The sequence below is a fragment of the Mycobacterium sp. genome, from assembly GCF_046330795.1.
Taxonomy (GTDB): domain Bacteria; phylum Actinomycetota; class Actinomycetes; order Mycobacteriales; family Mycobacteriaceae; genus Mycobacterium.
In genome coordinates, this window is the sequence record NZ_JAXLSA010000002.1 from 511,323 (window position 1) to 534,287 (window position 22,965).

Annotated in this window: 20 protein-coding genes; 8 read left to right on the forward strand and 12 right to left on the reverse strand. The window is 68.6% G+C overall.

Translation table 11 applies throughout. From position 1 onward, the window contains the following. Nucleotides 1-37: 37 nt before the first annotated feature. Nucleotides 38-532, reverse strand: coding sequence for a DNA-deoxyinosine glycosylase (locus U0R18_RS09665; RefSeq protein WP_526367956.1), 495 nt, complete (start codon nucleotides 530-532; stop codon nucleotides 38-40). A gap of 23 nt (nucleotides 533-555) precedes the next feature. Between U0R18_RS09665 and U0R18_RS09670 the strand changes: the two genes are divergently transcribed. From U0R18_RS09670 to abmR, 3 genes are all read left to right on the forward strand, one after another. After that, nucleotides 556-1,677: an adenylate/guanylate cyclase domain-containing protein gene (locus U0R18_RS09670; protein WP_526367957.1), complete on the forward strand. Its 1,122-nt coding sequence runs from the start codon at nucleotides 556-558 to the stop codon at nucleotides 1,675-1,677. A 47-nt stretch (nucleotides 1,678-1,724) separates the two neighbouring features. Next, nucleotides 1,725-1,928 carry a hypothetical protein gene (locus tag U0R18_RS09675; protein ID WP_526367958.1) on the forward strand — a complete coding sequence of 68 codons (204 nt, stop codon included), beginning with the start codon at nucleotides 1,725-1,727 and terminating at the stop codon, nucleotides 1,926-1,928. 72 nt (nucleotides 1,929-2,000) lie between these two features. Next, complete coding sequence (gene abmR / locus U0R18_RS09680; protein WP_526367959.1) at nucleotides 2,001-2,522, forward strand: ATP-binding transcription factor AbmR; 522 nt, start codon at nucleotides 2,001-2,003, stop codon at nucleotides 2,520-2,522. A 30-nt stretch (nucleotides 2,523-2,552) separates the two neighbouring features. Here the strand turns inward: abmR and U0R18_RS09685 are convergent, their stop codons facing one another. Then, on the reverse strand, nucleotides 2,553-4,439 hold the full coding sequence (locus tag U0R18_RS09685) for an ABC transporter ATP-binding protein (RefSeq protein ID WP_526368284.1): 1,887 nt from the start codon (nucleotides 4,437-4,439) through the stop codon (nucleotides 2,553-2,555). 8 nt (nucleotides 4,440-4,447) lie between these two features. After that, nucleotides 4,448-6,193, reverse strand: coding sequence for an ABC transporter ATP-binding protein (locus U0R18_RS09690; RefSeq protein ID WP_526367960.1), 1,746 nt, complete (start codon nucleotides 6,191-6,193; stop codon nucleotides 4,448-4,450). Between the two features lie 121 nt (nucleotides 6,194-6,314). Between U0R18_RS09690 and U0R18_RS09695 the strand changes: the two genes are divergently transcribed. Beyond that, a complete protein-coding gene (locus U0R18_RS09695; RefSeq protein WP_526368285.1) occupies nucleotides 6,315-6,872 on the forward strand; it encodes a DUF3558 family protein in 558 nt (185 codons plus the stop codon). Next, nucleotides 6,869-7,402: a DUF3558 family protein gene (locus U0R18_RS09700; RefSeq protein WP_526367961.1), complete on the forward strand. Its 534-nt coding sequence runs from the start codon at nucleotides 6,869-6,871 to the stop codon at nucleotides 7,400-7,402. Before U0R18_RS09695 ends, U0R18_RS09700 begins: the two co-directional genes overlap by 4 nt. A 73-nt stretch (nucleotides 7,403-7,475) precedes the next feature. Here U0R18_RS09700 and U0R18_RS09705 read toward each other — a convergent pair whose 3' ends face one another. Continuing rightward, the gene (locus tag U0R18_RS09705) at nucleotides 7,476-7,967 is read right to left on the reverse strand and encodes a SixA phosphatase family protein (protein WP_526367962.1); all 492 of its coding nucleotides are present in this window, start codon (nucleotides 7,965-7,967) and stop codon (nucleotides 7,476-7,478) included. A 316-nt stretch (nucleotides 7,968-8,283) separates the two neighbouring features. Here U0R18_RS09705 and U0R18_RS09710 point away from each other — a divergent pair, with 316 nt between their 5' ends. Beyond that, entirely contained in the window at nucleotides 8,284-9,441 is a 1,158-nt protein-coding gene (locus U0R18_RS09710) for a metallophosphoesterase family protein (protein ID WP_526367963.1), read from the forward strand. Next, complete coding sequence (locus tag U0R18_RS09715; protein ID WP_526367964.1) at nucleotides 9,438-12,053, forward strand: AAA family ATPase; 2,616 nt, start codon at nucleotides 9,438-9,440, stop codon at nucleotides 12,051-12,053. Before U0R18_RS09710 ends, U0R18_RS09715 begins: the two co-directional genes overlap by 4 nt. On the opposite strand, the gene U0R18_RS09720 is transcribed toward U0R18_RS09715, so the two are convergent. The 4 genes from U0R18_RS09720 to U0R18_RS09735 form a co-directional block, all read right to left on the reverse strand. Continuing rightward, a complete protein-coding gene (locus tag U0R18_RS09720; RefSeq protein ID WP_526367965.1) occupies nucleotides 12,046-13,410 on the reverse strand; it encodes an LLM class flavin-dependent oxidoreductase in 1,365 nt (454 codons plus the stop codon). The genes U0R18_RS09715 and U0R18_RS09720 overlap by 8 nt on opposite strands. 20 nt (nucleotides 13,411-13,430) lie before the next feature. Further along, complete coding sequence (locus U0R18_RS09725) at nucleotides 13,431-14,657, reverse strand: acyl-CoA dehydrogenase family protein (protein ID WP_526367966.1); 1,227 nt, start codon at nucleotides 14,655-14,657, stop codon at nucleotides 13,431-13,433. Between the two features lie 131 nt (nucleotides 14,658-14,788). Continuing rightward, entirely contained in the window at nucleotides 14,789-15,592 is an 804-nt protein-coding gene (locus U0R18_RS09730) for an acyl-CoA thioesterase (protein ID WP_526367967.1), read from the reverse strand. Then, on the reverse strand, nucleotides 15,589-16,206 hold the full coding sequence (locus tag U0R18_RS09735; protein WP_526367968.1) for a TetR/AcrR family transcriptional regulator: 618 nt from the start codon (nucleotides 16,204-16,206) through the stop codon (nucleotides 15,589-15,591). Before U0R18_RS09735 ends, U0R18_RS09730 begins: the two co-directional genes overlap by 4 nt. A 68-nt stretch (nucleotides 16,207-16,274) precedes the next feature. Between U0R18_RS09735 and U0R18_RS09740 the strand changes: the two genes are divergently transcribed. Continuing rightward, nucleotides 16,275-17,519, forward strand: coding sequence for an alpha/beta fold hydrolase (locus tag U0R18_RS09740; protein WP_526367969.1), 1,245 nt, complete (start codon nucleotides 16,275-16,277; stop codon nucleotides 17,517-17,519). Between the two features lie 3 nt (nucleotides 17,520-17,522). Here U0R18_RS09740 and oppA read toward each other — a convergent pair whose 3' ends face one another. Genes oppA through oppB form a run of 4 tightly spaced genes read right to left on the reverse strand, consistent with a single transcriptional unit; the run spans nucleotide 17,523 to nucleotide 22,904 of the window. Continuing rightward, nucleotides 17,523-19,187 carry an oligopeptide ABC transporter substrate-binding protein OppA gene (oppA, locus tag U0R18_RS09745; protein WP_526367970.1) on the reverse strand — a complete coding sequence of 555 codons (1,665 nt, stop codon included), beginning with the start codon at nucleotides 19,185-19,187 and terminating at the stop codon, nucleotides 17,523-17,525. A gap of 23 nt (nucleotides 19,188-19,210) precedes the next feature. Beyond that, a complete protein-coding gene (gene oppD / locus U0R18_RS09750; RefSeq protein WP_526367971.1) occupies nucleotides 19,211-21,046 on the reverse strand; it encodes an oligopeptide ABC transporter ATP-binding protein OppD in 1,836 nt (611 codons plus the stop codon). After that, nucleotides 21,043-21,933: an oligopeptide ABC transporter permease OppC gene (gene oppC, locus U0R18_RS09755; RefSeq protein WP_526367972.1), complete on the reverse strand. Its 891-nt coding sequence runs from the start codon at nucleotides 21,931-21,933 to the stop codon at nucleotides 21,043-21,045. Before oppC ends, oppD begins: the two co-directional genes overlap by 4 nt. Then, a complete protein-coding gene (gene oppB / locus U0R18_RS09760; protein WP_526367973.1) occupies nucleotides 21,930-22,904 on the reverse strand; it encodes an oligopeptide ABC transporter permease OppB in 975 nt (324 codons plus the stop codon). Before oppB ends, oppC begins: the two co-directional genes overlap by 4 nt. Between the last annotated feature and the right edge of the window lie 61 nt (nucleotides 22,905-22,965).

Genomic DNA, 22,965 nt, shown 5'->3' on the forward strand with positions numbered 1-22,965 from the left:
CCGGTCCTCGTGTACCAATGCGGACGCTCGGCGGCGTTCAGTAGCCCAGTGCGGTGCGCCAGGCCGCAAGCTTCACCTCGAACGGCACAGTGTGCGCGGGGCTCGTCGAAGGCAGTCGCACGTATTCCACCTCCGGTGGGGCGAATGCCAGCCGCCGATAGTTGATCTGCGCGGCGCCCCCGGTGAAATACACCCGCCGGATCGTCGGCCACGTCGCGAAGAACGTCTCGAAGTCGTTGACCACCATGGACTCTCGCTCAACCGTTGAATCCAGCGACCCGGTCCGCCGGCAGAATGCCAGCACATCCCACACCGCATGACCGGCCGCCATCAACGCCGCCGTCCGCTGCGGGTACGGGGCATCGGGAGCGAAACCGAGCAACGAACCCATGATCGGCCAGAACGCGTTTCGCGGATTTCCGTAGTACTGCTGGCGCGCCAGTGACAGCACGCTGGGCGCGTTGCCCAGGAACAGCGCCACCGGTTGCCCGCCCACGATGGGAGGTAACCCCGTCACCACGTTGTCCTGCATCGGGAAAATGTACTGTGGCGCGTGTGACCGTGGAAGCCGATGTCGAAGCCTCGGGCCTGCTCGAGGGTCTCGAGGGTCAGGAGCGCGAGGAACGTGCCGAGCTGATCGCGTGGCTCTTCGCGAAAGGCTTCACGGCCGACCAGATCCGGCAGTCCTGGGCGCCGATGGTCCTGGCGTCACGGCGTCAGATCGGCGACGACGGCGTGTACGTGTCGACCCGCGACATCAGTGAGAAGTTCGGGCTCGACCTGGACCGGGTGCAGCAGGTGCAGCGCGCCATCGGCCTGCCGACCGTCGACGATCCGGACGAGGCGGTCTACCTGCGGGCCGACGGCGACGCCATCGCTCACACCGCGAAGTTCCTGGCGCTCGGCTTTGACGCCGACCAGCTCCTGCAGGTCACCCGATCACTGGCGGAGGGTCTGTCCCACACCGCCGAGATCATGCGTTACGCCGCATTGGCGACGGTAATCCGGCCCGGCGCAACCGAACTCGATGCGGCCAAGGGTTCGGAGCAGGTGGTGGCCGCGGCGGCGCCACTGCTCGGGCCCATGGTCGAGGACATGCTCCTGGTGCAGTTGCGGCACGCCATGGACACCGAGGCCGTCAGTACCGCGGAGCGCGCGTCGGGCAAACCGTTGCCGGGCGCCCGGGAAGTCACGGTGGCTTTTGCCGATCTCGTCGACTTCACCCGGTTGGGTGAGGCGGTCGAGCCCGAACGGCTCGAGGAATTGGCCTACCGGCTGGCGACCATGGCCCGCGACGTCGCCGAGCCACCGGTGCGCTTCATCAAGACCATCGGGGACGCCGTGATGCTGGTGTGCCCGGAGCCGGTCCCGCTGCTGAACGCCATGCTCGAACTGGCCGGCGCGGCCGAGGCGGATCCGGACTTCCCGCGGCTGCGGATCGGACTGGCCCACGGTGAGGCGGTCAGCCGCGCCGGCGACTGGTTCGGTAGCCCGGTGAACCGGGCCAGCCGGGTGACCGCCGCGGCCCGGCCCGGAACGGTCCTGGTGGGTTCTGGCGTCCGGGAGGCCGTCGGTGATGACGGCGACTTCGACTGGTCCTACGCCGGTGTCCGGCACCTCAAGGGCATCCAGGGGATGACCAAGCTGTTCCGGGTGCGCCGGCCCAGGACCAGCTGACCGCCGGCCGGTTGCCCGCTGGCCCGATACCGAGCATCCTGGGCGTCATGGCTGGTAACGAGATCGATCGGGAGCGGGCGCGCGGCGCACTCGAGGTGGTCAAGCAGAACCCCGGCATGGTGTTGTTCGCCCTCTCGCCGGCGATCGTTGCCGTGGGTGTGGTGTGGTGGCTGCTCGGCGGGGGATGGGCTTTCCTGCTGACCGTCGCGCTCGTCGCGGCCGGCGCAGTCTGGCTCCTGCGTAAGCGCTGACCGCCGCAAATTGGTGTTCACCGGCGGCGAACCACGCCCACATCAGGTCTGTAATCATGTAATTGTGTAAGCATGACCAATAAGCAAAGATCACACCACGACGTCGCCGAGGCCCCCGACTGGTTCGCCGGACGACTCCCCGATTCCTGGTTCGACGGTGATCCGGAGGTCGTCGTCGACCGCGAGGAGATCACCGTCATCGGCCGGCTGCCCACCCCCGACGAGGCGGAGACCAGAGCGCGTGCCGACGGGCGGGCGTCCCGCTTCCGCGAGGACACCCGCACCGAACGGATGCATATCGCCGACGAGGCGCAGGACCGGTTCGGACGAAAGGTGTCCTGGGGCGTGCGCACCGGGCCCGACGGCAACCGGGTGATGTTCACCCATCTCGCCGTCCCCGTCATGACCCGGCTGCGCCAGCCCGAACGCCAGGTGCTCGACACCCTGGTCAACGCCGGCGTCGCGCGCTCCCGGGCCGATGCGCTGGCCTGGTCGGTCAAACTCGTCGGCGAGCACGCCCAAGAATGGCTGACCAAGCTGCGCGACGCCATGGCAGAGGTCGACGAACTGCGCGACCAGGGCCCGGATCTGTAACCCCATGGGTGCTCGCCGGTGGGGTGACCCTCAGGCGCGCAACATCTCCCAGTAGGCACCCCGACGGTCGAGCAGCTCGGCGTGGGTACCCCGCTCGACGATCCGCCCGCCGTCCAGCACCAGGATCAGGTCGGCGTCGCGGATCGTCGAGAGGCGATGCGCGATGATGAAACTCGTTCGGTCCCTGCGTAACTCGGCCATCGCCCGCTGGATCAGCAGCTCGGTCCTGGTGTCGACCGAACTGGTGGCCTCGTCGAGGACCAGCAGCCGGGGCCGGGCCAGGATGGCGCGGGCGATCGTGACGAGCTGCTTCTCGCCGGCGCTCAGCGCGCCACCGTCGTCGCTGACCACCGTGTCGTATCCGTCGGGCAGCGTCTGGACGAACCGGTCGACGTGCGCCGCCCGCGCCGCGGCCAGCACGTCGTCGTGGCTGGCGCCGGGACGGCCGTAGGCGATGTTCTCCGCGATCGTCCCGGTGAACAGCCAGGTGTCCTGGAGCACCATCCCGATCTGGGTGCGCAGCGAGTGCCGGCTCACGGTGGTGGTGTCCATACCGTCGATCAGGATCCGGCCGGCATCCAGCTCGTAGAACCGCATCAGAAGGTTGACCAGCGTGGTCTTGCCGGCGCCGGTCGGCCCGATGATGGCGACCGTCTGGCCGGGCTCGGCGATCAGTGAAAGGTGTTCGAGCACGGGGGAACCCGGTACGTACCCGAAGGTGACGTCATCGAACTCCACCCGGGGAGGGCCCGCCCCGACGGCCAGCTCACGTGGAGGCTCGGCCGACTGTTCGGGTTCGTCGAGGAACTCGAAGACCCGTTCGGCGCTGGCCACTCCGGACTGCAGCGTGTTGTACATCCCGGCGATCTGGGTCAGCGGCTGGTTGAACTGGCGGACGTACTGGATGAACGCCTGGATCGCGCCCAGCGTGATCTGACCGGCCGCCACGTGCAGGCCGCCCACCACCGCGACCCCGACGTAACCCAGGTTGCCGACGAACATCGTTGCCGGGCCGACCAATCCGGAGAAGAACTGCGCACCGAACGCGGCGTGGAAGACGTCGTCGTTGAGGCCCGCGAACTTCTCCCGGGCCGCAGCCCGATGTCCGAACGTCCGGACCACGGTGAAGCCGCTGTAGGTCTCCTCGATGTGGGCGTTGAGCCGGCCCGTGTTTCGCCACTGCGCGACGAACATCTTCTGCGACCGGCGGGTGATCACCCGCGTGATCCACAGCGATACCGGCACCGTGACCACCGCGATCAATGTCAGCAACGGCGAGATGCTCAGCATCATGCCCAGTACGGCGACCACCGTCAGGGCGGACGTCAGCAGCTGGCTGATCGTCATCGACACCGACGTCTGGATGTTGTCGACGTCGTTGGTCACCCGGCTGAGCAGTTCGCCGCGCTGGCGGGTATCGAAGTGCGCCAACGGGAGTCGATGGACCTTCTCCTCGACGTCGGCGCGCAGCGTGAGCATGGTGCGCTTGACGACGACGTTGAGTAGCCGGGCCTGCAGCCACACCAGCAGCGCGGCAACGAGATACAGGCCCAGCGCCAGCAACAGGGTTCGTCCGACGGCGCCGAAATCCACACCGTGGCCGGGGATCACGTTCATGCCGGACAGCAGATCGGCGAAGGTGTCATCGCCGCGTTCGCGAGCCGCGGCGATCGCCTGCTCCTTGCTGAGGCCCGCGGGCAACTGCCGGCCGATCACACCGTTGAACAGCAGATCGGTCGCATGGCCCAGGATCCGCGGGCCGACCACTCCGATCCCGATGCCCAGCACCGCCAGGACCACCACGGTCAGGGTCAGTCCGCGCTGTGGCGTGAGCCGGCGCAGCAGACGCCCCACACTGCCCCGGAAGTCCCGGGACCGCTCCGCCGGAGCCTGTTGCATGCGCAGCGCACCGCGCATCGGGCCGCTCACCGTTGTTCTCCCGCAACCGCTCCGACGGTTTGCGACTCGGCGAACTGGGCGTAGGTCGGGCATTCGTCCAGCAGCGTCGCGTGATCGCCTTGCCCCGCCACGCGACCGTTGTCCAGGACGATCACTTGTTCGGCGTGCATTACCGTCGAAACCCGTTGTGCCACAATGATAACTGTAGAATCGGCAGCCATCTGCCGCAGGTTGGCGCGGACGGCGGCATCGGTGTGTACGTCGAGCGCGGACAGCGCGTCGTCGAACAGGTACACCGACGGGCGCCGGATCACCGCACGCGCGATCGCGAGCCGTTGACGCTGGCCGCCGGAGAAGTTGGCCCCGCCCTGGGCCACCCGCATCCCCAGGCCGTCGGGGTGCGCGCGGACGAAATCGTCGGCGCGGGCCACCCGCAGCGCCTCCCACATATCGTCGTCGGTCGCCCCCGCGAGCCCATACCGCAGGTTGTCGGCCACCGTGCCGGAGAACAGGTAGCCGCGTTGGGGTACCAGGCCGATCCCCGACCACAGCTCTTCGGTCGCCTGATCGCGAACGTCGATACCGTCGACCAGGATCGTGCCCCCGGTCACGTCGTAGAGCCGGCAGATCAACGACACCAGCGTCGACTTGCCCGACCCGGTGCCGCCCACGATCGCCGTGGTGGTCCCGGGCCGGGCCGTGAACGAGACATCTTGCAGCACCGGCATTTCCGCGCCCGGATACCGGAAACCGGCCCCGCGCAATTCGACGAGGCCCGTGCGCGGGCCGTGGGGTTCTACCGGCCGCACCGGCTCGGCGATCGCGGCCGGAGTGGACAGCACCTCGGTGATCCGTTCGGCGCACGCCGAGGCGCGCGGCAGCATCACGAAGAAGATCGTCGCCATCAGGACGGACATCAGGATCAACATGAAATACGACAGGAACGCGACCAGGGAGCCCACCTGCATGTGGCCGGCATCGATTCGCTTGCCGCCGAACCAGATCAGCGCCACCGAAGAGATGTTGATGGTCAGCGTGGTCACCGGCAGCATCAACGCCTGCCAGCGTCCTGCCGCCAGCGCGGTGTCGGCCAACTCGGTGTTGGCGACCCGAAACCGGTCCCGCTCGACCGATTCCCGGGCGAACGCGCGGATCACCCGAATGCCGGAGAGCTGTTCGCGCAGCACCCGGTTCACCGCGTCGATCAGCCGCTGCATCCGGCGGAAGATCGGCAGCATGCGGCGAATGATCAACCCGTTGGCCACGGCCAGCACCGGCACGCTGATCACCAGCAGCCAGGACAATCCGGCGTCCTGGTGCACCGCCATCACGATTCCGCCCACGCACATGATCGGGGCCGTCACCAGCATCGTGAACGTCATCTGCACCAGCATCTGAATCTGCTGGACGTCGTTGGTGCTACGGGTCAGCAGCGTGGCGGGGCCGAACCGGGTGGTCTCGTGTTCGGAGAACGTCGTGATGTGGTGGAACATCGCCGCCCGCGCGTCGCGCCCGAAACCCAGCCCGGCCCGTGAACCGAAGTAGACCGCACCGATCGCGCACGCCACCTGCAGCGCGGTGACGGCCAGCATCACGCCGCCGAGCCGCACGATGGTTCCGGTGTCGCCACGGGCCACGCCGTCGTCGATGATCCTGGCGTTCACGGTCGGCAGGTACAGCGAGGCCAGCGTGCTGATCGTCTGCAGCAGCATCACCATCGCGACCAGGCCCCGGTACGGCCGCACGTACTTTCGCAGCAGCGCCAGGAGCATTCCGCTACTTTCGCACATCCCCGGACGCCAACAAAAGTGCAGGTCAATAGGCGTGTCGACGCTCCACCCCAGATGCTGCCGCTACAGTGCATGCTGTGACGAGCAACGGGTGTGCGGACCGGTGAACCGCAACATGGTCCGCATGGCCGGCGCCATCGCCGCCCTCGCCGGGATGTCGGCCCTCGCCGCCTGCTCGAGCTCGGACTCCCCGGGCCCCCAGCCAGGTGCGCCGTCGGCGCCGGCGCCGGGCGCGGACGCCAAGCACGGGCCGATGTTCCCCGAATGCGGCGGGGTCAGCGACCAGACCGTCCAGCAGCTGACCCAGGTGAGTGGATTGGTGAACACCGCGAAGAACTCGGTGGGATGTCAGTGGCTCGTCAACGGCGGCATCGTCGGCCCCAGCTTCTCGTTCACCTGGTTCCGCGGCAGCCCCATCGGCCGTGAGCGCAAGACCGAGGAACTGTCCCGGACCAGGGTCGACGACATCAACATCGACGGCCACAGCGGGTTCGTCGCGGTCGGTACCGATCCGACGCTCGGCGACAACCTCTGCGAGGTCGGCATCCAGTTCGACGACGACTTCATCGAGTGGTCGGTCAGCTTCGCCCAGCAGGGCTTCCCGCCACCCTGTGACGTGGCCAAACAGCTCGCCACGCAATCGATCAGGAACGTCAAGTGAGGGCGCGCCGCGTCCTGGCGGGCGCTGCCGTGGTCGTCGCGGCGGCCGGCGTGGTCACGGGCTGTTCGAAGGTGGTAGACGGCACCGCTGCGCGTGAGGGCGCCGGGCCACGGAACAACGACTCTCAGCAGACCTATCCGAATCTGCTCAAGGAGTGCGACGTCCTGACCGCCGACGTGATCGCCAAGACCGTGGGCGCCGATCCCGCCGACATCCAGAGCACATTCGTCGGCGCCGTCTGCCGCTGGCAGGCAGCCAATCCCGGTGGTCTGGTCGACATCACCCGGTTCTGGTTCGAGCAGGGCAGCCTGGACAACGAGAAGAAGGTCGCCGCGGCGCTGAATTACCAGGTGGAGACCAAGAACATCGCCGGTGTGCCGTCCATCCTCATGCACTCCGGCGACGCCTGCGGCGTGGCCAGCGACGCCGGCGGTGTCGTCGGCTGGTGGGTCAACCCGCAGGCCCCCGGCATCGACGCCTGCGGAATGGCCACCAAGCTCATGGAACTGACGCTGGCCACCAGCTCCTGATCATTTCCGGCGAGTGTGCGCGTCGGTCCGCGACTCGCCGCGTTGCCGCGAACTTCTGTGCACCCTCGCGGACTTACCGGGGCACGTGGAACGTCGTGAGCATCGCGCCGCCGAGTTCCAGCGCGTGCCACGGTCCCCGCATCCGTAATACGGCCATCGCCGACGTCGGGTACTTCATCATGATCCGCTCGATCGCCGCCGGGTTGCTGCCGTCGACGCCCGCCAGGCCCAGGGCCAACTGCGACATCGCCGGCTCGTGGCCGAGCACCAGCAGACTGCGGACGTTGGCGTCGACGCGGTTGATCTCGTCGATGATCGCGCCCGGGGTCGCGCCGTAGATCCGGTCGAGGAACTCGGTGGGCGCGTCGATCCCGGTGCGCGCCAGGGTCTGGCGGGTCCGGGTGGCGGTGGAGCACAGCACTGATTCGATGGACGGCTCGATGGCCCCGGCGCCCCCCGACCGCAGCCAGTCGCCGGCCAGACCCGCCTCGCGTTCACCGCGCGGCGCCAGGGGCCGGTCGTGGTCGCTGACCCCGATCGGATAGTCGGACTTGGCATGTCTCATCAGCACCAGGACACGTTGGTCATCGCGCCCTGCCGATGCGCGATCCGTTCCCGCACTCGCTGGCGCAACTGCGCTCACTTCTCGCTCCCCGCTCATGCGCGATCCGTTCCCGCACTCGCTGGCGCAACTGCGCTCACTTCTCGCTCCCCGCTCATGCGCGATCCGTTCCCGCACTCGCTGGCGCAACTGCGCTCACTTCTCGCTCCACCAATGCACCGTATCGCTACATGCCGAGCGGCATCCCCGAACTTGTCGGCACCCCGCCATAGACTCGCCCTCGACCACGAAACAGCCGTCGCGAACAGGGGGAACTCCGATGCGGTTCATCCACACCGCCGACTGGCAACTCGGCATGACGCGCCACTTCCTGCAGGGTGAGGCGCAGCCGCGCTACGCCGCCGCCCGGCGCGACGCGGTCGCCGGCCTGCGTGCGGTCGCGGCGGAGTCGGGGGCGGAGTTCGTCGTGGTCGCCGGCGACGTGTTCGAGGACAACCAGCTCGACCCACGTGTCGTCAGTCAGTCGCTGGAAGCCATGCGCGCCATCGACATTCCGGTGTATCTGCTGCCCGGCAACCACGATCCCCTCGACGCGGCGTCGGTGTTCACCAGCGCCCTGTTCGTGGCCGAGTGCCCGCCCAACGTCACCGTGTTGGACCGGGCCGGCGGGTACGACGTCCGGCCCGGGCTGCAGATCGTCGCGGCGCCGTGGCGATCGAAGCGGCCCACCACCGACCTGGCCGCCGAGGCGCTCGCGGATCTGCCGGCCGACGGCACCATCCGCGTGCTGGTCGCGCACGGCGCGGTCGACACCCTCGACCCCGATCCCACCCGGCCGTCCACCATCCGGCTGGCGGCGCTGCGCGACGCCCTGGACCGCGGCGCCGTGCACTATGTGGCCTTGGGGGACAGGCACTCCCGCACCCGGGTGGGCGACTGCGGGCGCATCTGGTATTCCGGTTCGCCCGAGGTCACCAACTACGACGACATCGAATCGGACCCCGGTCATGTGCTGGTGGTCGACATCGACGACACCGGCCGGGTCGACGTCGATGCCCGCCGGGTCGGCCGGTGGCGGTTCACCACGCTGCGTTCGCAGCTCGACAACGACCGCGACGTCGCAGACCTGGATATGAACCTCGACCTGATGCCCGACAAGGACCGCACCGTCGTGCAACTGGTGCTCACCGGCACTCTGTCGGTCACCGACCGGGCCGCCCTGGACGCCCAACTGGACAAGTACTCCCGGTTGTTCGCGTGGATCGGGTTGTGGGACAGGCATTGTGACCTGGCGGTGGTGCCCGACGACGCGGAGTTCGGCGACCTGGGCATCGGCGGGTTCGCCGCCTCGGCGGTCGCCGAGCTGGTGGCCACGGCCCGGTCCGATGACGCTGCCTCCGAACAGGCTGCGCTGGCCGCGCAGGGTGCCCTGGCGCTGTTGCTGCGGTTGGCCGCGCCCCGAAGCGGTGCCGCATGAGGCTGCACCGGATGGTCCTGACGAACTATCGGGGCATCGCGCACCGCGAGATCGAGTTCCCCGAACGCGGTGTCACCGTGGTCAGCGGCCCCAACGAGATTGGTAAGTCCTCGTTGATCGAGGCGCTCGATCTGCTGCTCGAGTCCAAGGACCGATCCGCGAAGAAGGACGTCAAGCAGGTCAAGCCCACCCACGCCGACGTCGGCTCGGAGGTCACCGCCGAAATCAGCACGGGCCGTTACCGATTCGTCTATCGCAAGCGCTTCCACAAGAAGTGCGAGACTGAACTGACCATCATCGCGCCGCAACGTGAGCAGATCACGGGCGACGAGGCGCACGACCGGGTGCGCTCGATGCTCGCCGAGACGGTGGACACCGGCCTGTGGCAGGCCCAGCGGGTGCTGCAGGCCGCCTCGACCGCCGCGGTGGACCTGTCCGGGTGTGACGCACTGTCGCGCGCGCTGGACGTCGCCGCCGGTGATGCCGACGACCTCGCGGGCCTGTCCGGCAGCGAGCCGCTGTTGATCGAGCGAATCGACGCCGAGTACGGCCGCTACTTCACCGCGACCGGCCGGCCCACCGGGGAATGGGCGGAGGTCCGAACTGCCCTCGATGCCGCCACCGCCCAGGTCGCCGAATGCGAGACAGCCGTCGCCGAGGTGGACCACCGGGTTCAGCGGCACGCCGAACTGGCGGCCGAGCTGGCCCGACTGGAGGGTGGCCGGGCTGTCGTGACCGCCCGGCTGGCCGCCGCCGAGGCCGCCGACACGGCGGTCGCCGCCCTGGCCGACGAACTGCGCACCGAACAGAATTCGGCGACCGCCGCGGACGCCATTCGCGTCAACGCGACCGCCGCGCACAAGGAACGGCTCCGCCTGCGTGCCGACGTGACCACGCGCGCCGAGGAGATCCTAAGCGCCGATACCGCCGCCGACCAGGCCGCAGCGGCCGCCCAGTCCGGTGCCGAGGTGCTCGCCGAGGCCGAGCGGCTGGCCGCCGACGCGGGCACCATGCTCCAACAGAGCCTGTCCCGGGCCGAGACCGCCCGGCGCGCGCTGGCCGAACTCGGCGTCCGAGAGGAGGCCGATCGGCTCGGGCCCCGGCTCGAAGGGGTCGACGCCGCCGAGTCCGCCCTGAACGGGGTGGCGGCCCGGTTGCGCGACATTCCGTTGACCGACAGGGCGGTCCGGGCCATCGAGGAAGCCGCGGCCGCCGTCGGGCTCGCCGAGGCGAAGGCGGCACTGTCGGCCCCGCAGGTGCGGTTCACCGCGGAGTCCGGGGTCGAGCTGCTCATCGGCGGGCGCCGAATTGCCTTGGCGGCCGGGCAGTCCCACACCGTGACCGTCGCGGACGATGCGGAAATCGCGTTACCCGGGATCGGCACGCTGTCGGTGGTCCCCGGCGACGACACGCATGCCCGGCTCGTCGCGGCGCGCCGGAATCTGGCCGAAGCCCTGGCCGGTCCCGGTGTGGCCGACGTCGAGGAGGCGCGCCGGCTCGACGCCACCCGGCGGGAACTACTGGGCCAGCGCGATCTGTTGACCGGCACGCTCACCGGGCTGCTGGGCGGCGACAGCGCTGAGGCGTTGCGCGACCGCCTCGAATCCCTAAGGGCAGGGTTGACCGATGGCGATCCGGTCGACCCGACGGCGGTCCGGGCGGAGGCAGCAGCCGCCGAAGCGGCATGGGGTCTGGCGGCCAAGGCGGACGAGACACAGCGAAAGCTGGTGGTGGCCGCGGCCAAACAGGACAGCGAAAGGCGCCTGGCTGCAACGGTTCTGCGTGAGAAGGCCGCCGCGGCACGGCGTGAGCATGCCGCCGTCGTGGACCGGCTGGCCGCCCAGCAGTCGGAGATCTCCGATGACGATCTCGCGGTGCGCGCCCAGGCGAGCGTTGATGAGGCACAGCGTATCTCGGCACGGGTCGAGGCCGCGCGGGCGCGGATGGCGCAGGCCGACCCGCCGGCCGTCGCCGCGGAGCTGAGCGCGGCCCGCGCCGACGTCGAGGACTTCACGCGCCAGCACAGCGGGATCGAGCGGGATCTGCACGATATCGAGGTCGAGTTGGCGGTCATCGGGACCGAAGGCCGCAGCGGCCGGCTGGATGCGGCCCGGGTGCGTCACCAGCACGCGGTCGCCGAACATGACCGCGTGCGACGTCGGGCCGACGCCGCCCGGACGCTGCGCGAGGTGATGGGCCGGCACCGCGACACCACCCGTCAGCGTTACGTCCAGCCGTTCCGGGATGAACTGGAACGGTTGGGCCGCATCGTGTTCGGGCCCACCTTCGAAGTGGAGATCGACAGCGACCTGCAGATCCGGAACCGCACCCTCGACGGTCGTACGGTGCCGTTCGAATCGCTGTCCGGCGGCGCGCGGGAGCAACTCGGGATCCTGGCCCGGCTGGCGGTGGCCGCCCTCGTCGATACGCAGGATGCCGTGCCGGTGATGATCGACGACGCGCTCGGGTTCAGCGATCCCGAACGGCTCGCCCGGATGGGTGCCGTCTTCGACACGGTCGGTGCCGACGGCCAGGTGATCGTGCTGACCTGTGCGGCCGATCGCTACAGTGGGGTGTCCACGGCGCACACCGTGGAGCTGTCGGTCAGCTGACCGCCCGAATCCGCGGCGCCGATCCGAAATCGGCCGGCGTCACCGCGGGCAGTCCGAGGTGCTCCCGCAATGTGGAGCCGGTGTACTCGGCGCGGAACAGCTTGCGGCGCTGCAATTCCGGTACCACGGCGTCGACGAAGTCGTTGAAGGTGCCCGGTGTCGACGCCGCCGACACCATGAAGCCGTCGGCTTCGGCCGCGCTGAACGACTCCTCGATCTGATCGGCCACCTGGGTAGCCGTCCCGACGAACTGCGGCAGCAGCACGCCCTGGGCGTACCACTTGCCGATGTCGCGCAGGGTCAGGTTGTCCCGGTTGGCCACTCGACGGGCGGTGTCGAACAGCCCCTGGGTCCCGCTCACCTGCACGTCTTCGACCGGTGCATCCAGGTCGTACTGCGAGAAGTCATGATCGGTGTGCACGCTCAGTGTGATGAGCCCGGAGATCGGGTCGGCCAACTCGTTGTGGAAGGCCTGTTTCTCCCGCGCGATCGACTCGGTCTCACCGATGAACGGGATGAAGGCCGGGAAGATCAGCACGTGATCGGGGTCGCGGCCGAAGTTCACCGCGCGGGACTTGATGTCGTCGTAATAGGCGCGTCGACCCTCCGGCGTCGGATCGATCTCGAAGATCGCCTCGGCCCAGCGGGCAGCGAAATCCTTTCCCGTCGAGGATGATCCGGCCTGGATCAGCACGGGTCGGCCCTGCGGCGAGTGTGGAACGTTGAGCGGGCCACGGCTGCGGAAGTAGGGGCCGTCGTGGTCGACGTGGCGAATGCGCGACGGGTCGGCGAACACGCCGCCCGCCTTGTCGAGTACCAGCGCGTCGGGCTCCCAACTCGACCACAACTCCAGCGTCGTGCGGACGAACTCGTCGGCGCGCTCGTAGCGGAACTCGTGGTCGAGGTGTTCGTCGTGGCCGAAGTTCTGCGCCTCGCCCTGCGTCAACGACGTCACGATGTTCCACGCCACCCGGCCCCTGGTGATGTGGTCCAGGCTGGCGAAGATGCGAGCCAGCTCGTACGGGTGAAAGTAGGTGGCGGACTTGGTGATCGCCACCCCGAGACGGCTGGTGACCGCGGCGATGCTGGCCGCCACGATCGACGGGTCCAGCGTCGCGGTGGCCTGCGTGCCGCGCCGCAACGGCTCGGCGATGCCGTCGCCGAAGCGCACCGGCGCGGCCAGCAGATCGGCGAAGAACACGAAGTCGAACTTGCCGCGCTCGAGGATCCGGCCCATCCGGTGGTAGTACTCCGGCGTCAGGAAATCGGTGTCGCTGGCGGGATGGCGCCAGGCGGCGTGCGAGTGGGTCACCTGGGAGGCGATCTGGAATCCGCCGAGATGCAACTGTCGGGTCATTTCTGGTTCCCTTTCGCCTGTCAGAAGTAGGCGTTGGCGGGAATGGGGGCACCGTGCAGGAGGTTCTCGCCGATCACGCGTGCCTTGTAGACGACGGGGTTGTGCAGCGTAATGGTCCGCACGTTGCGCCAGTGCCGGTCGAGGTTGCGCTGCCGGCTGGCCGCGCTGGCGCCGCCGAGCTCGAGCAGCCGGGTGGCGGCCTCGGGAGCGACGGCGTCGAGATGGACCTTGACCTTGGCGACCTTCAGCTGCGCCTCGGTCGCCAGATCGGCGTCCGGGATCCCGCGGTCGTCGTAGGAGTCCGTGGCCGCGCCGATCGCGGACGCGGCATCGAGCACCGCGGCGCGCGCGACGTACGCGGTGCTGGCCAGTTCGCCCAGCAGCTTCTGGTACAGCGGATCGTCGACCGGGTTCTCGGTCAGGGCATGGCTGAAACTGCGGGTGCGCGAGCGCAGGAGCGCGGCCCCGTCGTCGACGACGGACTGGAGCACGCCGGCGACCACCGCGTGGATGTAGAGCTGCAACGAGGCGTACTGAACGGTGGGCTCCGGCTCGGCGTCGTAGGGCGTGTCCGCCAGTAGCTCGTCGGCTGCCACCGCCACGTCAGCGAAAGTCGTTGTCCCGGTGCCGGTTCGGCGCTGTCCGAAGCCGTCCCAGTCGTCGATCAGGCGGACGCCTTCGCGGTCCGACGGAACGATCACCGATGCGACCGAGTCGTGGTCGCTGGTGGTGGCCACCGTCAGGTAGTCGGAGAACAGGGTTCCGGTGCTGTAGAACTTCTCGCCGTGCAAGCGGTAGCCGGTCCCATCGGGCAGCAGGCGGGTGTTGAACACCAGGCTGCCCACGGCCAGCGATCCCTTCTCGCTGAACGCGTTGGCGAACAGCTTGCCCGCGGCCACCTCCAGCAGCCAGTGTCGTGACACGGCATTGGCCGGATCGGCGCGTAGCGCGCGGAGCCGTTCTTCGACGAACCAGAAGTGCGTCCGGAAGATGTGCGCGACGATCGGGTCCGCGCTCGCGACATCGATGATCGCCGAGAACAATTGCGGCACGGATAATCCCGGCCCACCGAATTCGGCGGGTAGTCGCAGGGTTCCGAAGCCGGCCTGTTTCAGTGCGATCACCTGGTCAAAGGGGTTCTCGTCGTTGAGATCTCGGTCCTTGGCGCCGGTTCGGATCTCGTCGAGCAGTGTGTTGAACGCGTCGGAACCGGGGAGCAGTGCGGGGGAGACGGGTGCCTGGGTCATGTCTCCGGTTCTACCGAAGGGCTCGGCGGCGATCACCGCTTTGGATCAGGGCGAACCTAAGCGACCGTGCATGAAGGACCGCCTGGCCGCGGCGTGTCGCGGACCGACACGCACCCTCGCCGGGGAACCGCTCAGTCCTTGAAGTAGACGATCTGCTGGGTGGAGGCCAGCAGGGTGCCGTCGCGACCGAACAGTTCGGCGGTCTGGCCGAAATAGCCCAGCGAGAACCGGTTTGCCCGCGCCGTGCCCAGGATGAAGTCGTGGCCCTGTGCCTCGACCTCACGCTGGTCGGCGTGGAAATAGATGTTCATCGAGATGGTCCCGGCCGGTACGACGCGACCGAGTCGCCGGTAGATGCGCGGGTAGAACAGGTCGCACATCGCCGTCAGGGCGGGGAAGTCCAACGGGCGCGGCGGGGTGTTTCGCATCCACAGCGTGGTCGTCGACGACGGGTCGGGGCCGGTGTCGGGCTGGGGCACCTCTCCGTCGAGGAACACCATCTCGTAGTTGCGCGTCCAGTGCACCCGCGGCGGAAACCCCGGTACCGCAACATCTTCCGGTGCTGGGACGGCCGGCATCACCGTCTCGTCGGCCGCCCAGGTCTCGCGGCGCAGCCCGAAGAGTGCCGTGGCGGTGGTCTTGGTCTCGCCGTCCTGGGTCAGTTCGATGATCCAGTGCTGGTTCGACCGGTTGGTCCGCGCGGCCCGCAGCACGATGTCGAAATCGCCGTCGGCGATGGGCGCGGCGAAATTCACCGTCAGGGCCACCGGCTGACCGTGGCAGTCGGGCTGGACCTGCACGGCGTGCAGCAGGGTGGCCGCGGTGATACCGCCGAACGGTCCCACCATGTTGGCCCATTCGGGCACCGTGCGGCCGCGGACCAGGCCGGGCCTGATCGGTTCGATCGCGATCCCGGTATCGAAGGCGCTGGTCATGTGTTCTCCTCGGCGCGGTAGAGCTGGTCGACGGCGCTGTCGACCAGCGTCGTGATGACCTCGGTGGGACTGACGTCGGCCAGCCACATCGACGGTGCGTCGGTGCGGTTGAGCATGGCGACGCCGTGCAGGGCGGTGGACAGTGCGGCGGCGATGCGCGGCAGCGCGGCCGGCGCCGGCTGCTCGGGGTGCACCCGGCAGTTGGCCAGGGCCCGGGTCACCACACCGAGTGCCTCGGCGGCGGCCGGCGTCAGCGCGGCCGCGCGCGTCATCATGGCGTACCGCTGGGGGTGGCGCTGGGCGAACGCCACGTAGGTGGCGCAGCCGCGGTGCAACCGATCCCGAGGATCGGAGCCGGCCGCGGCGGCGGCGTGGATCTCGTCGACGACGTCGTGCCAGGCACGTTCGGCCAGCGCCGCCACGATGGCGTCGCGGTCGGGGAAGTGTGCATAGATGGCGGGCGCGGTGATGCCCGCGGCGCACGCGATGCCTCGCAACGTCAGATCGGATTCGCTGTCGACGGCATCCAGCAGGTCGGTGGCCGCGGTCAGAATCTCGTCGCGCAGCAGTACCCCGTTACCGCGGGCATTGCGTCGACGGGTCGATACCGGCACGAGTGATGACTTTACATTCGTAAATAAACGTTCGTAAAGCTGGGTCCGGTGCGGCACAATGGGGCGCGATGAGGTGGACGCCGCGATCCCGGTTGCTGGAGGCCCGATTGGCGGCCCAGCCCGGCGTACGGTCGATTCGCCGGCCGATCACCCCCGACGGAGCACGGCAGTTCGACCTGCACTATGTGCGCACGGGTCCGCCGTCGGCGCACCCGGTGCTCGTCATCCCCGGCGGCCCGGGCATCGCATCGATCCAGACGTACCGGGCCATGCGCAAGCACGCGAGCGCGCTCGGTCTGGACATCGTGATGGTGGAGCACCGCGGCGTGGGCATGTCACGCCACGACGACGACGGCCACGATCTGCCGGCCGCCGCGATCACCATCGACCAGGTGGTGGACGACCTGAACGCGGTGCTCGACGACATCGGCGCCGAGCGGGCTGTCGTCTACGGCTGCTCCTACGGCACCTATCTGGCGGCCGGCCTCGGGGTCCGGCACACCGGGCGGATCCACGCCATGGTGCTGGATTCCCCGGTGCTCTCGGCGCGCGACATCGAGGACATCCGAAGTGCGGTCCGTGGGCTACTGCTCGACGGCCAACGGACCGACAGCGGCGATGTCGCCGAGAAGGTGCGTCGGCTGGTGAGCGGCGGCGCATTCGACTCGCTGTCCGGCGAGGTCGCCGCGACCGCGTACGCCATCGGCGGTCTGCCGCTGCTGTCCCGGCTGCTCGATCTGCTGCTGTCCGGGCACACCCTGCTGTGGCGCGCGATGACCCAACTCGGCAAGCTGACGCTACGAAACATCCCGTACCACAACGAGGTCGACCTGGCGGGCCGCATCGCGTTCCGCGAACTCGACTATGCGGGTCAGCCGGACGGGCTCCCGCTGGACCCGTCCGAGGCCCTGCTCGAGGTGGCCGCTCGGATTCCCGGACCCACACCGGTTTTCGAGGGCGAGCCCTACGACCTGGTCGCCGAGATGCCGCGGTTCGACTGGCCTACCGTGGTGGCCTCCGGGCAGCGTGATCTGACCACGCCACCGGCGGTCGCCGCCCGGGTCGCCGAGCTCATCCCCGACGCGGTGCTGGTCGAATTCCGTACCGCGGCGCACAGCATCCTGGACACCCGCGAAGCGGCGGCGTTGCAGATCATGCGGGCGGCGGTCGACGGACATGCTGGCGAGTTGGCTTCGCGCGCAGGCGAACTCGACGAACTACCCGGGAACATCTCTGTTCGGCTGCTGGTGGCCTTCATCGAGGCGGCCGCCGCGGTGGAGAAGCGGGTGCCGGGCACGAAGCCGATCGCGTAAGAGTTACTTCGTGAAGCCGACTTTGGTGTAGTCCAGATCGCCGATGCCGGCCGGTCCGAAATTCGCCAGCGTGCTGCGGATCCCGACATTGCCGGGCGACTGCGTCAACGGGAGCGAAAAGCCTTCGGCCCACAGCATCTGGTCGAGGTCGTTGGCCAGCGCCCGCGACTTGTCCTGATCGAGCTCGTCGAGCACGGCTTCGATCTTCGCGTCGATCTCCGGCGAGCCGATCTTGCCGAAGTTGCTGTCCCCGCCCGAGGCGAAGATCTGCGTCAGGCCACCCAGTGGGAACGCGTCGCCGACCCAGCTGAACTGGGCGATGTCGAAATCGCCGGTGTTGATGTACTGGCTGAAGAAGTTGTTGCCCGGCTTGGCATCCAGCACCAGCTTGACCCCGATCTGGGCGAGGTTGTTCTGGGCGATCTGGCCGAATTGCCGCGTGCTCTGCGCGTCGTACAGCACGTCGCGGATCACCAGCTGCTTGCCGTCCTTCTCGCGGAACTCGCCGTTGAGTTTCCAGCCCAGCGCATCGAGTTCGGACTTGGCCTTGTCCGGATCGAAGGCCACCACCGCGCTGTTGTCCTGATAGCCCTTCTGGCCGGCGACGAAGATGTGATTGTTCAGGGGCACCGGCTTGTCGACCAGCCCGCGCTGCGTCACGTCGGCGATGGCCTGCCGGTCGATACCCTTGGCGATCGCGAGCCGAAGCGCCCTGTCCGCCAGGATCGAACCGGGCGCACCGTTGAAGGTGAAGTGGTACCAGCTGGCGCCCGGTGCCCGGCGGATGCTGATGCCCGGGGTGTTGCGGGCGATGGTCAGCTCGTCGAGCGAGGCCAGCCCGGCCGCGTCGATCGTGTTGTTCTGCAACGCCGGGATCAGCGCGGCGTCATCGAGCACCAGGTAGGTCAGGGAGTCCAGCACCGGTGTCGCACCCCACCATTTCGGGTTGCGGGCCAACGTGATTCGTTGGGCGGTCCGGTCCAGATTGGTCACCACGAAGGGGCCGGCCGACGGTGGGGGGGCGTTGAGGAAGCCCTTGTTGAAGGCCTCCGGGGTGGCGGTCATGACCTTCGGGCAGAGCATGCCGTTGCCCGCGAACATGCCGCGCCACTCCGAATAGGGCTTCGCGAAAGTGACGACGGCCTGGCGATCGTCGACGCCGCGGGTCACCGACCCCACCCGGTCGGCGCCGGACGGGCCGGCGATCAGGAACGCCTTGTCCTTGCCGCTGGTGGCGTTGATCTGGCTGGCGATGTCCTCCCACGTGATCGGGGTGCCGTCCGACCACACCGCCTTCGGGTTGATCGTGTACGTGACCACCTGCGGGCTGGTGGAGGTCAGCTCGACGCTGGTGAAGTAGTCGGTGTTGACCGTCGTCGTACCGTCCGGGGCGACCCGGAAGGCACGCGGCATCGTCCACTTGAGCAGGTTGCCGTAGTCGGCCAGGTTGCCGTCGACATTCAGGTTGTTGAAGTTCGGCGGGAACGACGTCAGCGCCAGGCGCAGGGTGCCGCCCTGTTTGAGGTTCGCCGGGTCCTGCGGATTGATGTCGCTGGTGGTGCCCACCTCGGCGTTGCCGCCCGCCGACGGCGGGGTGTGGCCGCCGGAGCAACCGGCCAGCACCAGAACGGCGATCAACAACACGACGGACAGCTGGCGGCGCTTCATGAACACCGATGTTAACTGCGCGGTCAGGCGTCCCCGTGGAACCGACCCGGAACCGCGGCCAGCAACCGCCGGGTGTATTCGTCCTGCGGATGCGCGAAGACCTGGTCGGCCGGTCCCTGCTCGACGATGACGCCCTTGTGCATCACTGCCACCTGGTCCGCCAGGTGCTTGACCACCGACAGATCGTGGCTGACGAACAGGTACGAAAGGCCGAGTTCGTCCTGCAGGTCCAGCAGTAGGTTGATGATGCCGGCCTGGATCGAGACGTCCAGGGCCGACACGGGCTCGTCGAGGGCGAGGATCTTCGGTTCCGTGGCGAGTGCGCGTGCGATGCCGATCCGTTGTTTCTGGCCGCCGGAGAATTCGCCAGGGTAGCGTGCCGCGTCGGCGTGCCGTAGGCCGACGGTTTCGAGCAGTTCGGATACCCGCGCGGTGACGGCGGCCTTGTCGGAACCGTTGGCCTGCAACGGTTCTGCCAGGATGTCGAACACCGGCAGCCGGGGATCCAGCGAGGCCACCGGATCCTGGAACACCACCTGCAGGTCGCCGCGCAACCCGCGCCGGCCCGCGCGGTCCAGGGTGGCGACGTCGGTGCCGAGCACCGCGATGCTGCCGCTCTGCGGTGCCTTCAGCTCGAGGACCTCGTGCAACGTGGTCGACTTGCCCGAGCCGGACTCGCCGACGATGCCGAGCGTCTGGCCGCGGTGCAGGTCGAAGCTGACACCGTCGACGGCCCGGACCTCGCCGATACGGCGGCGGAACACGACGCCCTTGGTCAGCTCGAAGGTCTTCACCAGATCGCGCACCGCGACCACCACCTGATCGGGGGCGCAACCGGTAGTGCGCGGCACCACCGTCGACACACCGTAGATGTCGGCGGCGCTGCGGCCGTACACCTCGTCGCTGCGGATGCAGGCCACGCTGTGCCCGTCGGCCACCGGTAGCAGGGGCGGCTCGGCGGCGCGACAGTCGTCGATCGCCAGCGGGCAGCGGGGCGCGAACGGGCAGCCCGGATCCAGGGCGTTCAGCGCGGGCGGTGACCCGGGGATCGGCACCAGCCGGGTGCCCTGCGGGGCATCGAGCCGGGGTGAGGATCCCAGAAGTCCTGCGGTGTACGGCATTCGGCGATCCGGATAGAGGGCGGCCACGGAAGCCACTTCCACGGCCCGCCCGGCGTACATCACGACGGCGCGATCGGCGAACTCGGCGACCACGCCCAGATCGTGGGTGATGATCAGCACGCCGGCGCCGGTGACGTCGCGGGCGGTCCGCAAGACGTCGAGGATCTGGGCCTGCACGGTGACGTCCAGCGCGGTGGTCGGTTCGTCGCAGATCAGCAGGTCGGGATCGTTGGCGATCGCGATCGCGATGACAACCCGCTGGCGTTCGCCGCCGGAGAGTTCGTGCGGGAAGGCCCGGGCGCGCCGGTCGGCCTGGTTGATGCCGACGAGCTCGAGCAGTTCGATCGCCCGCCGCCGGGCGGCGGCACGCCCGGTCGAAGGGTGATGCACGGTGATGGCCTCGGCGATCTGGTCGCCGACGGTGTAGACCGGCGTCAGCGCCGACATCGGGTCCTGGAACACCGTGCCGATCTTCGCGCCCCGAATGTGGGAGAACTCAGGGTCGGACCTGCCGAGCAGTTCCTCGCCGTGCAGCTGCACCGATCCCGACACGGTGGCGTACTCCGGTAGCAGTCCGACGACGGCCATCGCCGTGGCCGACTTGCCCGAGCCGGATTCGCCGACCACCGCAACCACCTCGCGCGGATCGACGTGCAGATCGACTCCCCGGACGGCGTGCACCGGCGCGTCGTCGGTGGGGAACGTGACGTGCAGATCGGTCACCCGCAGCAGGCTCACCGGCCACCCCGCAGCCGCCGCAGGGTGGCCGAGCCGGGGTCGACGGCGTCGCGCAGACCGTCCCCGATCAGGTTGGCGCACAACACGATCGTCACCAGTACGCCGGCGGGGAACAGGAACACCCACGGGAACGTGGTGACCGATTTGGTGCCATCGGCGATCAGCGTGCCCAGCGACACGTCGGGCGGCTGCACGCCGAAACCGAGGAAGCTGAGCCCGGTTTCGGCCAGGATGGCCAATCCGACATTCAGCGCGGTGTCGATGATCAGGATGGAGGCGACGTTCGGCAGGATGTGCCGGGCGATGATCCGCCAGCTGGACACACCCATATATCGTGCGGCGCGGACGAATTCGCGGTCCCGCAGACTCAACGTCATCCCGCGCACCATCCGCGAGCTGACCATCCAGCTGAACAGTGAGAGCAGCACGATCAGCAGCAGCACGCTGCCGGTCTGCTTGACCCGCGGGGTCATGATCGCGATCAGGATGAAGCTGGGCACCACCAGAAGCAGGTCGACGATCCACATCAGCGCGCGGTCGCGCCAGCCGCCGAAGTAGCCGGCCACCGATCCGACGGTCGCGGCGATGGCGGTGGAGATCAGCGCGACGCACAGGCCGATGAGCATCGACTTCTGCATGCCGCGCAATGTCATCGCCAACAGGTCCTGCCCTAGCGCGTTGGTGCCGAACCAGTGCGACGTGCTCGGTGGTTGTTGCAGTGCGTAGTAGTCCAGGTCGGTGTAGGACCACGGCAGCAGCGACGGGAGCGCATAGCAGCCGACGAAGAGTACGAGGAGGACGACCAGGGACACCACCGCCGGACGGTTGCGCCGGAACCGGCGCACCACCAAGGCATTTCGCGAGGCAAAAACGGCCGGCTGTGTCATGTCACCCGCACCCTCGGATCGAGCGCGGCGTAGATGACGTCCGCGAGCAGGCCGGCCAGCAGGATCACCGCACCGGAGAACACCGTCACCGCGGCGATGATGTTGGTGTCCTGGGTCGCAATGCCCTGCACCACCCATTCGCCCATGCCGTGCCAGCCGAAGATCTTCTCGACGAACACCGCGCCGGTCACGACGCCCGCGACGCCGTACGCGAACAGGGTCGCCATCGGGATCAGCGCGGTGCGCAGCCCGTGTTTGAACAGCGCCTGCCGCCGCGTGAGGCCCTTGGCGCGTGCGGTCCGGATGAAGTCCTGCCCGAGGACGTCGAGCATCGCGTTGCGTTGGTAGCGGCTGTAGCCGGCGATCGCCCCGAGCGCGAGCGTCGTGGTCGGCAGGACGAGATGCTGCAGTCTGTCCACCAGCTGGGCCCCGACGCCAGTGACATCCGGTGACGTCTCGCCGATGTAGGAGAAGAGTTGCACGCCCAGAAGGGAATTGACCCGGTTGGCCCCCAGGATGAGCAGGCTCGCGATCACGAATGTAGGGGCCGACAGGATCAACAGGGATACCGCGGTGATGAGGCGATCGGACAGGCGGTACTGGCGCACCGCGCTCCACGCCCCGATCAGCACCCCGAGCGTCGCACCGAGCACGCTGCCGATCATCAGCAGCCGCAGGCTCACCCCGATCCGCCGGCCGAGTTCGTCGGCGACGGGCTGGCCGGTGACCGTGGTGCCGAAGTCGCCATGGATGGCGCCGGCCGCCCAGTGCGCGTACCGCAGCGGGATCGGCTGGTCGAGATCCAGTTCGGCGGCCTTGGCGTCGATGACCGACTGCGGGGGACGGGGGTTGCGCTGCAGCAGGCTGTCCAGCGGCGTGAATGAGACCGAGGTCAGGCTGAACGTCAGGAACGATGCCAGGGCCAGCAGCACCAGGTAGTTCAGCAGCCGGCGCGCGAGGAATCGCGTCATGCGCACAGGGTAAGAGATCCGCCCGGCAGTTTCGTTCAGGCTGCGCGGAGTCGGTGTCCGG

Coding starts and splice junctions, on each gene's coding strand:
- U0R18_RS09725 (WP_526367966.1), bottom strand. CDS start 14,657: ATGACCCAGGCACCCGTCTCCCCCGCACTGCTCCCCGGTTCCGACGCG.
- U0R18_RS09730 (WP_526367967.1), bottom strand. CDS start 15,592: ATGACCAGCGCCTTCGATACCGGGATCGCGATCGAACCGATCAGGCCC.
- oppB (WP_526367973.1), bottom strand. CDS start 22,904: ATGACGCGATTCCTCGCGCGCCGGCTGCTGAACTACCTGGTGCTGCTG.
- oppC (WP_526367972.1), bottom strand. CDS start 21,933: ATGACACAGCCGGCCGTTTTTGCCTCGCGAAATGCCTTGGTGGTGCGC.
- U0R18_RS09690 (WP_526367960.1), bottom strand. CDS start 6,193: ATGCTCCTGGCGCTGCTGCGAAAGTACGTGCGGCCGTACCGGGGCCTG.
- U0R18_RS09675 (WP_526367958.1), top strand. CDS start 1,725: ATGGCTGGTAACGAGATCGATCGGGAGCGGGCGCGCGGCGCACTCGAG.
- U0R18_RS09665 (WP_526367956.1), bottom strand. CDS start 532: ATGCAGGACAACGTGGTGACGGGGTTACCTCCCATCGTGGGCGGGCAA.
- abmR (WP_526367959.1), top strand. CDS start 2,001: ATGACCAATAAGCAAAGATCACACCACGACGTCGCCGAGGCCCCCGAC.
- U0R18_RS09740 (WP_526367969.1), top strand. CDS start 16,275: ATGAGGTGGACGCCGCGATCCCGGTTGCTGGAGGCCCGATTGGCGGCC.
- U0R18_RS09710 (WP_526367963.1), top strand. CDS start 8,284: ATGCGGTTCATCCACACCGCCGACTGGCAACTCGGCATGACGCGCCAC.
- U0R18_RS09720 (WP_526367965.1), bottom strand. CDS start 13,410: ATGACCCGACAGTTGCATCTCGGCGGATTCCAGATCGCCTCCCAGGTG.
- oppA (WP_526367970.1), bottom strand. CDS start 19,187: ATGAAGCGCCGCCAGCTGTCCGTCGTGTTGTTGATCGCCGTTCTGGTG.
- U0R18_RS09715 (WP_526367964.1), top strand. CDS start 9,438: ATGAGGCTGCACCGGATGGTCCTGACGAACTATCGGGGCATCGCGCAC.
- U0R18_RS09685 (WP_526368284.1), bottom strand. CDS start 4,439: ATGCGCGGTGCGCTGCGCATGCAACAGGCTCCGGCGGAGCGGTCCCGG.
- U0R18_RS09705 (WP_526367962.1), bottom strand. CDS start 7,967: ATGAGACATGCCAAGTCCGACTATCCGATCGGGGTCAGCGACCACGAC.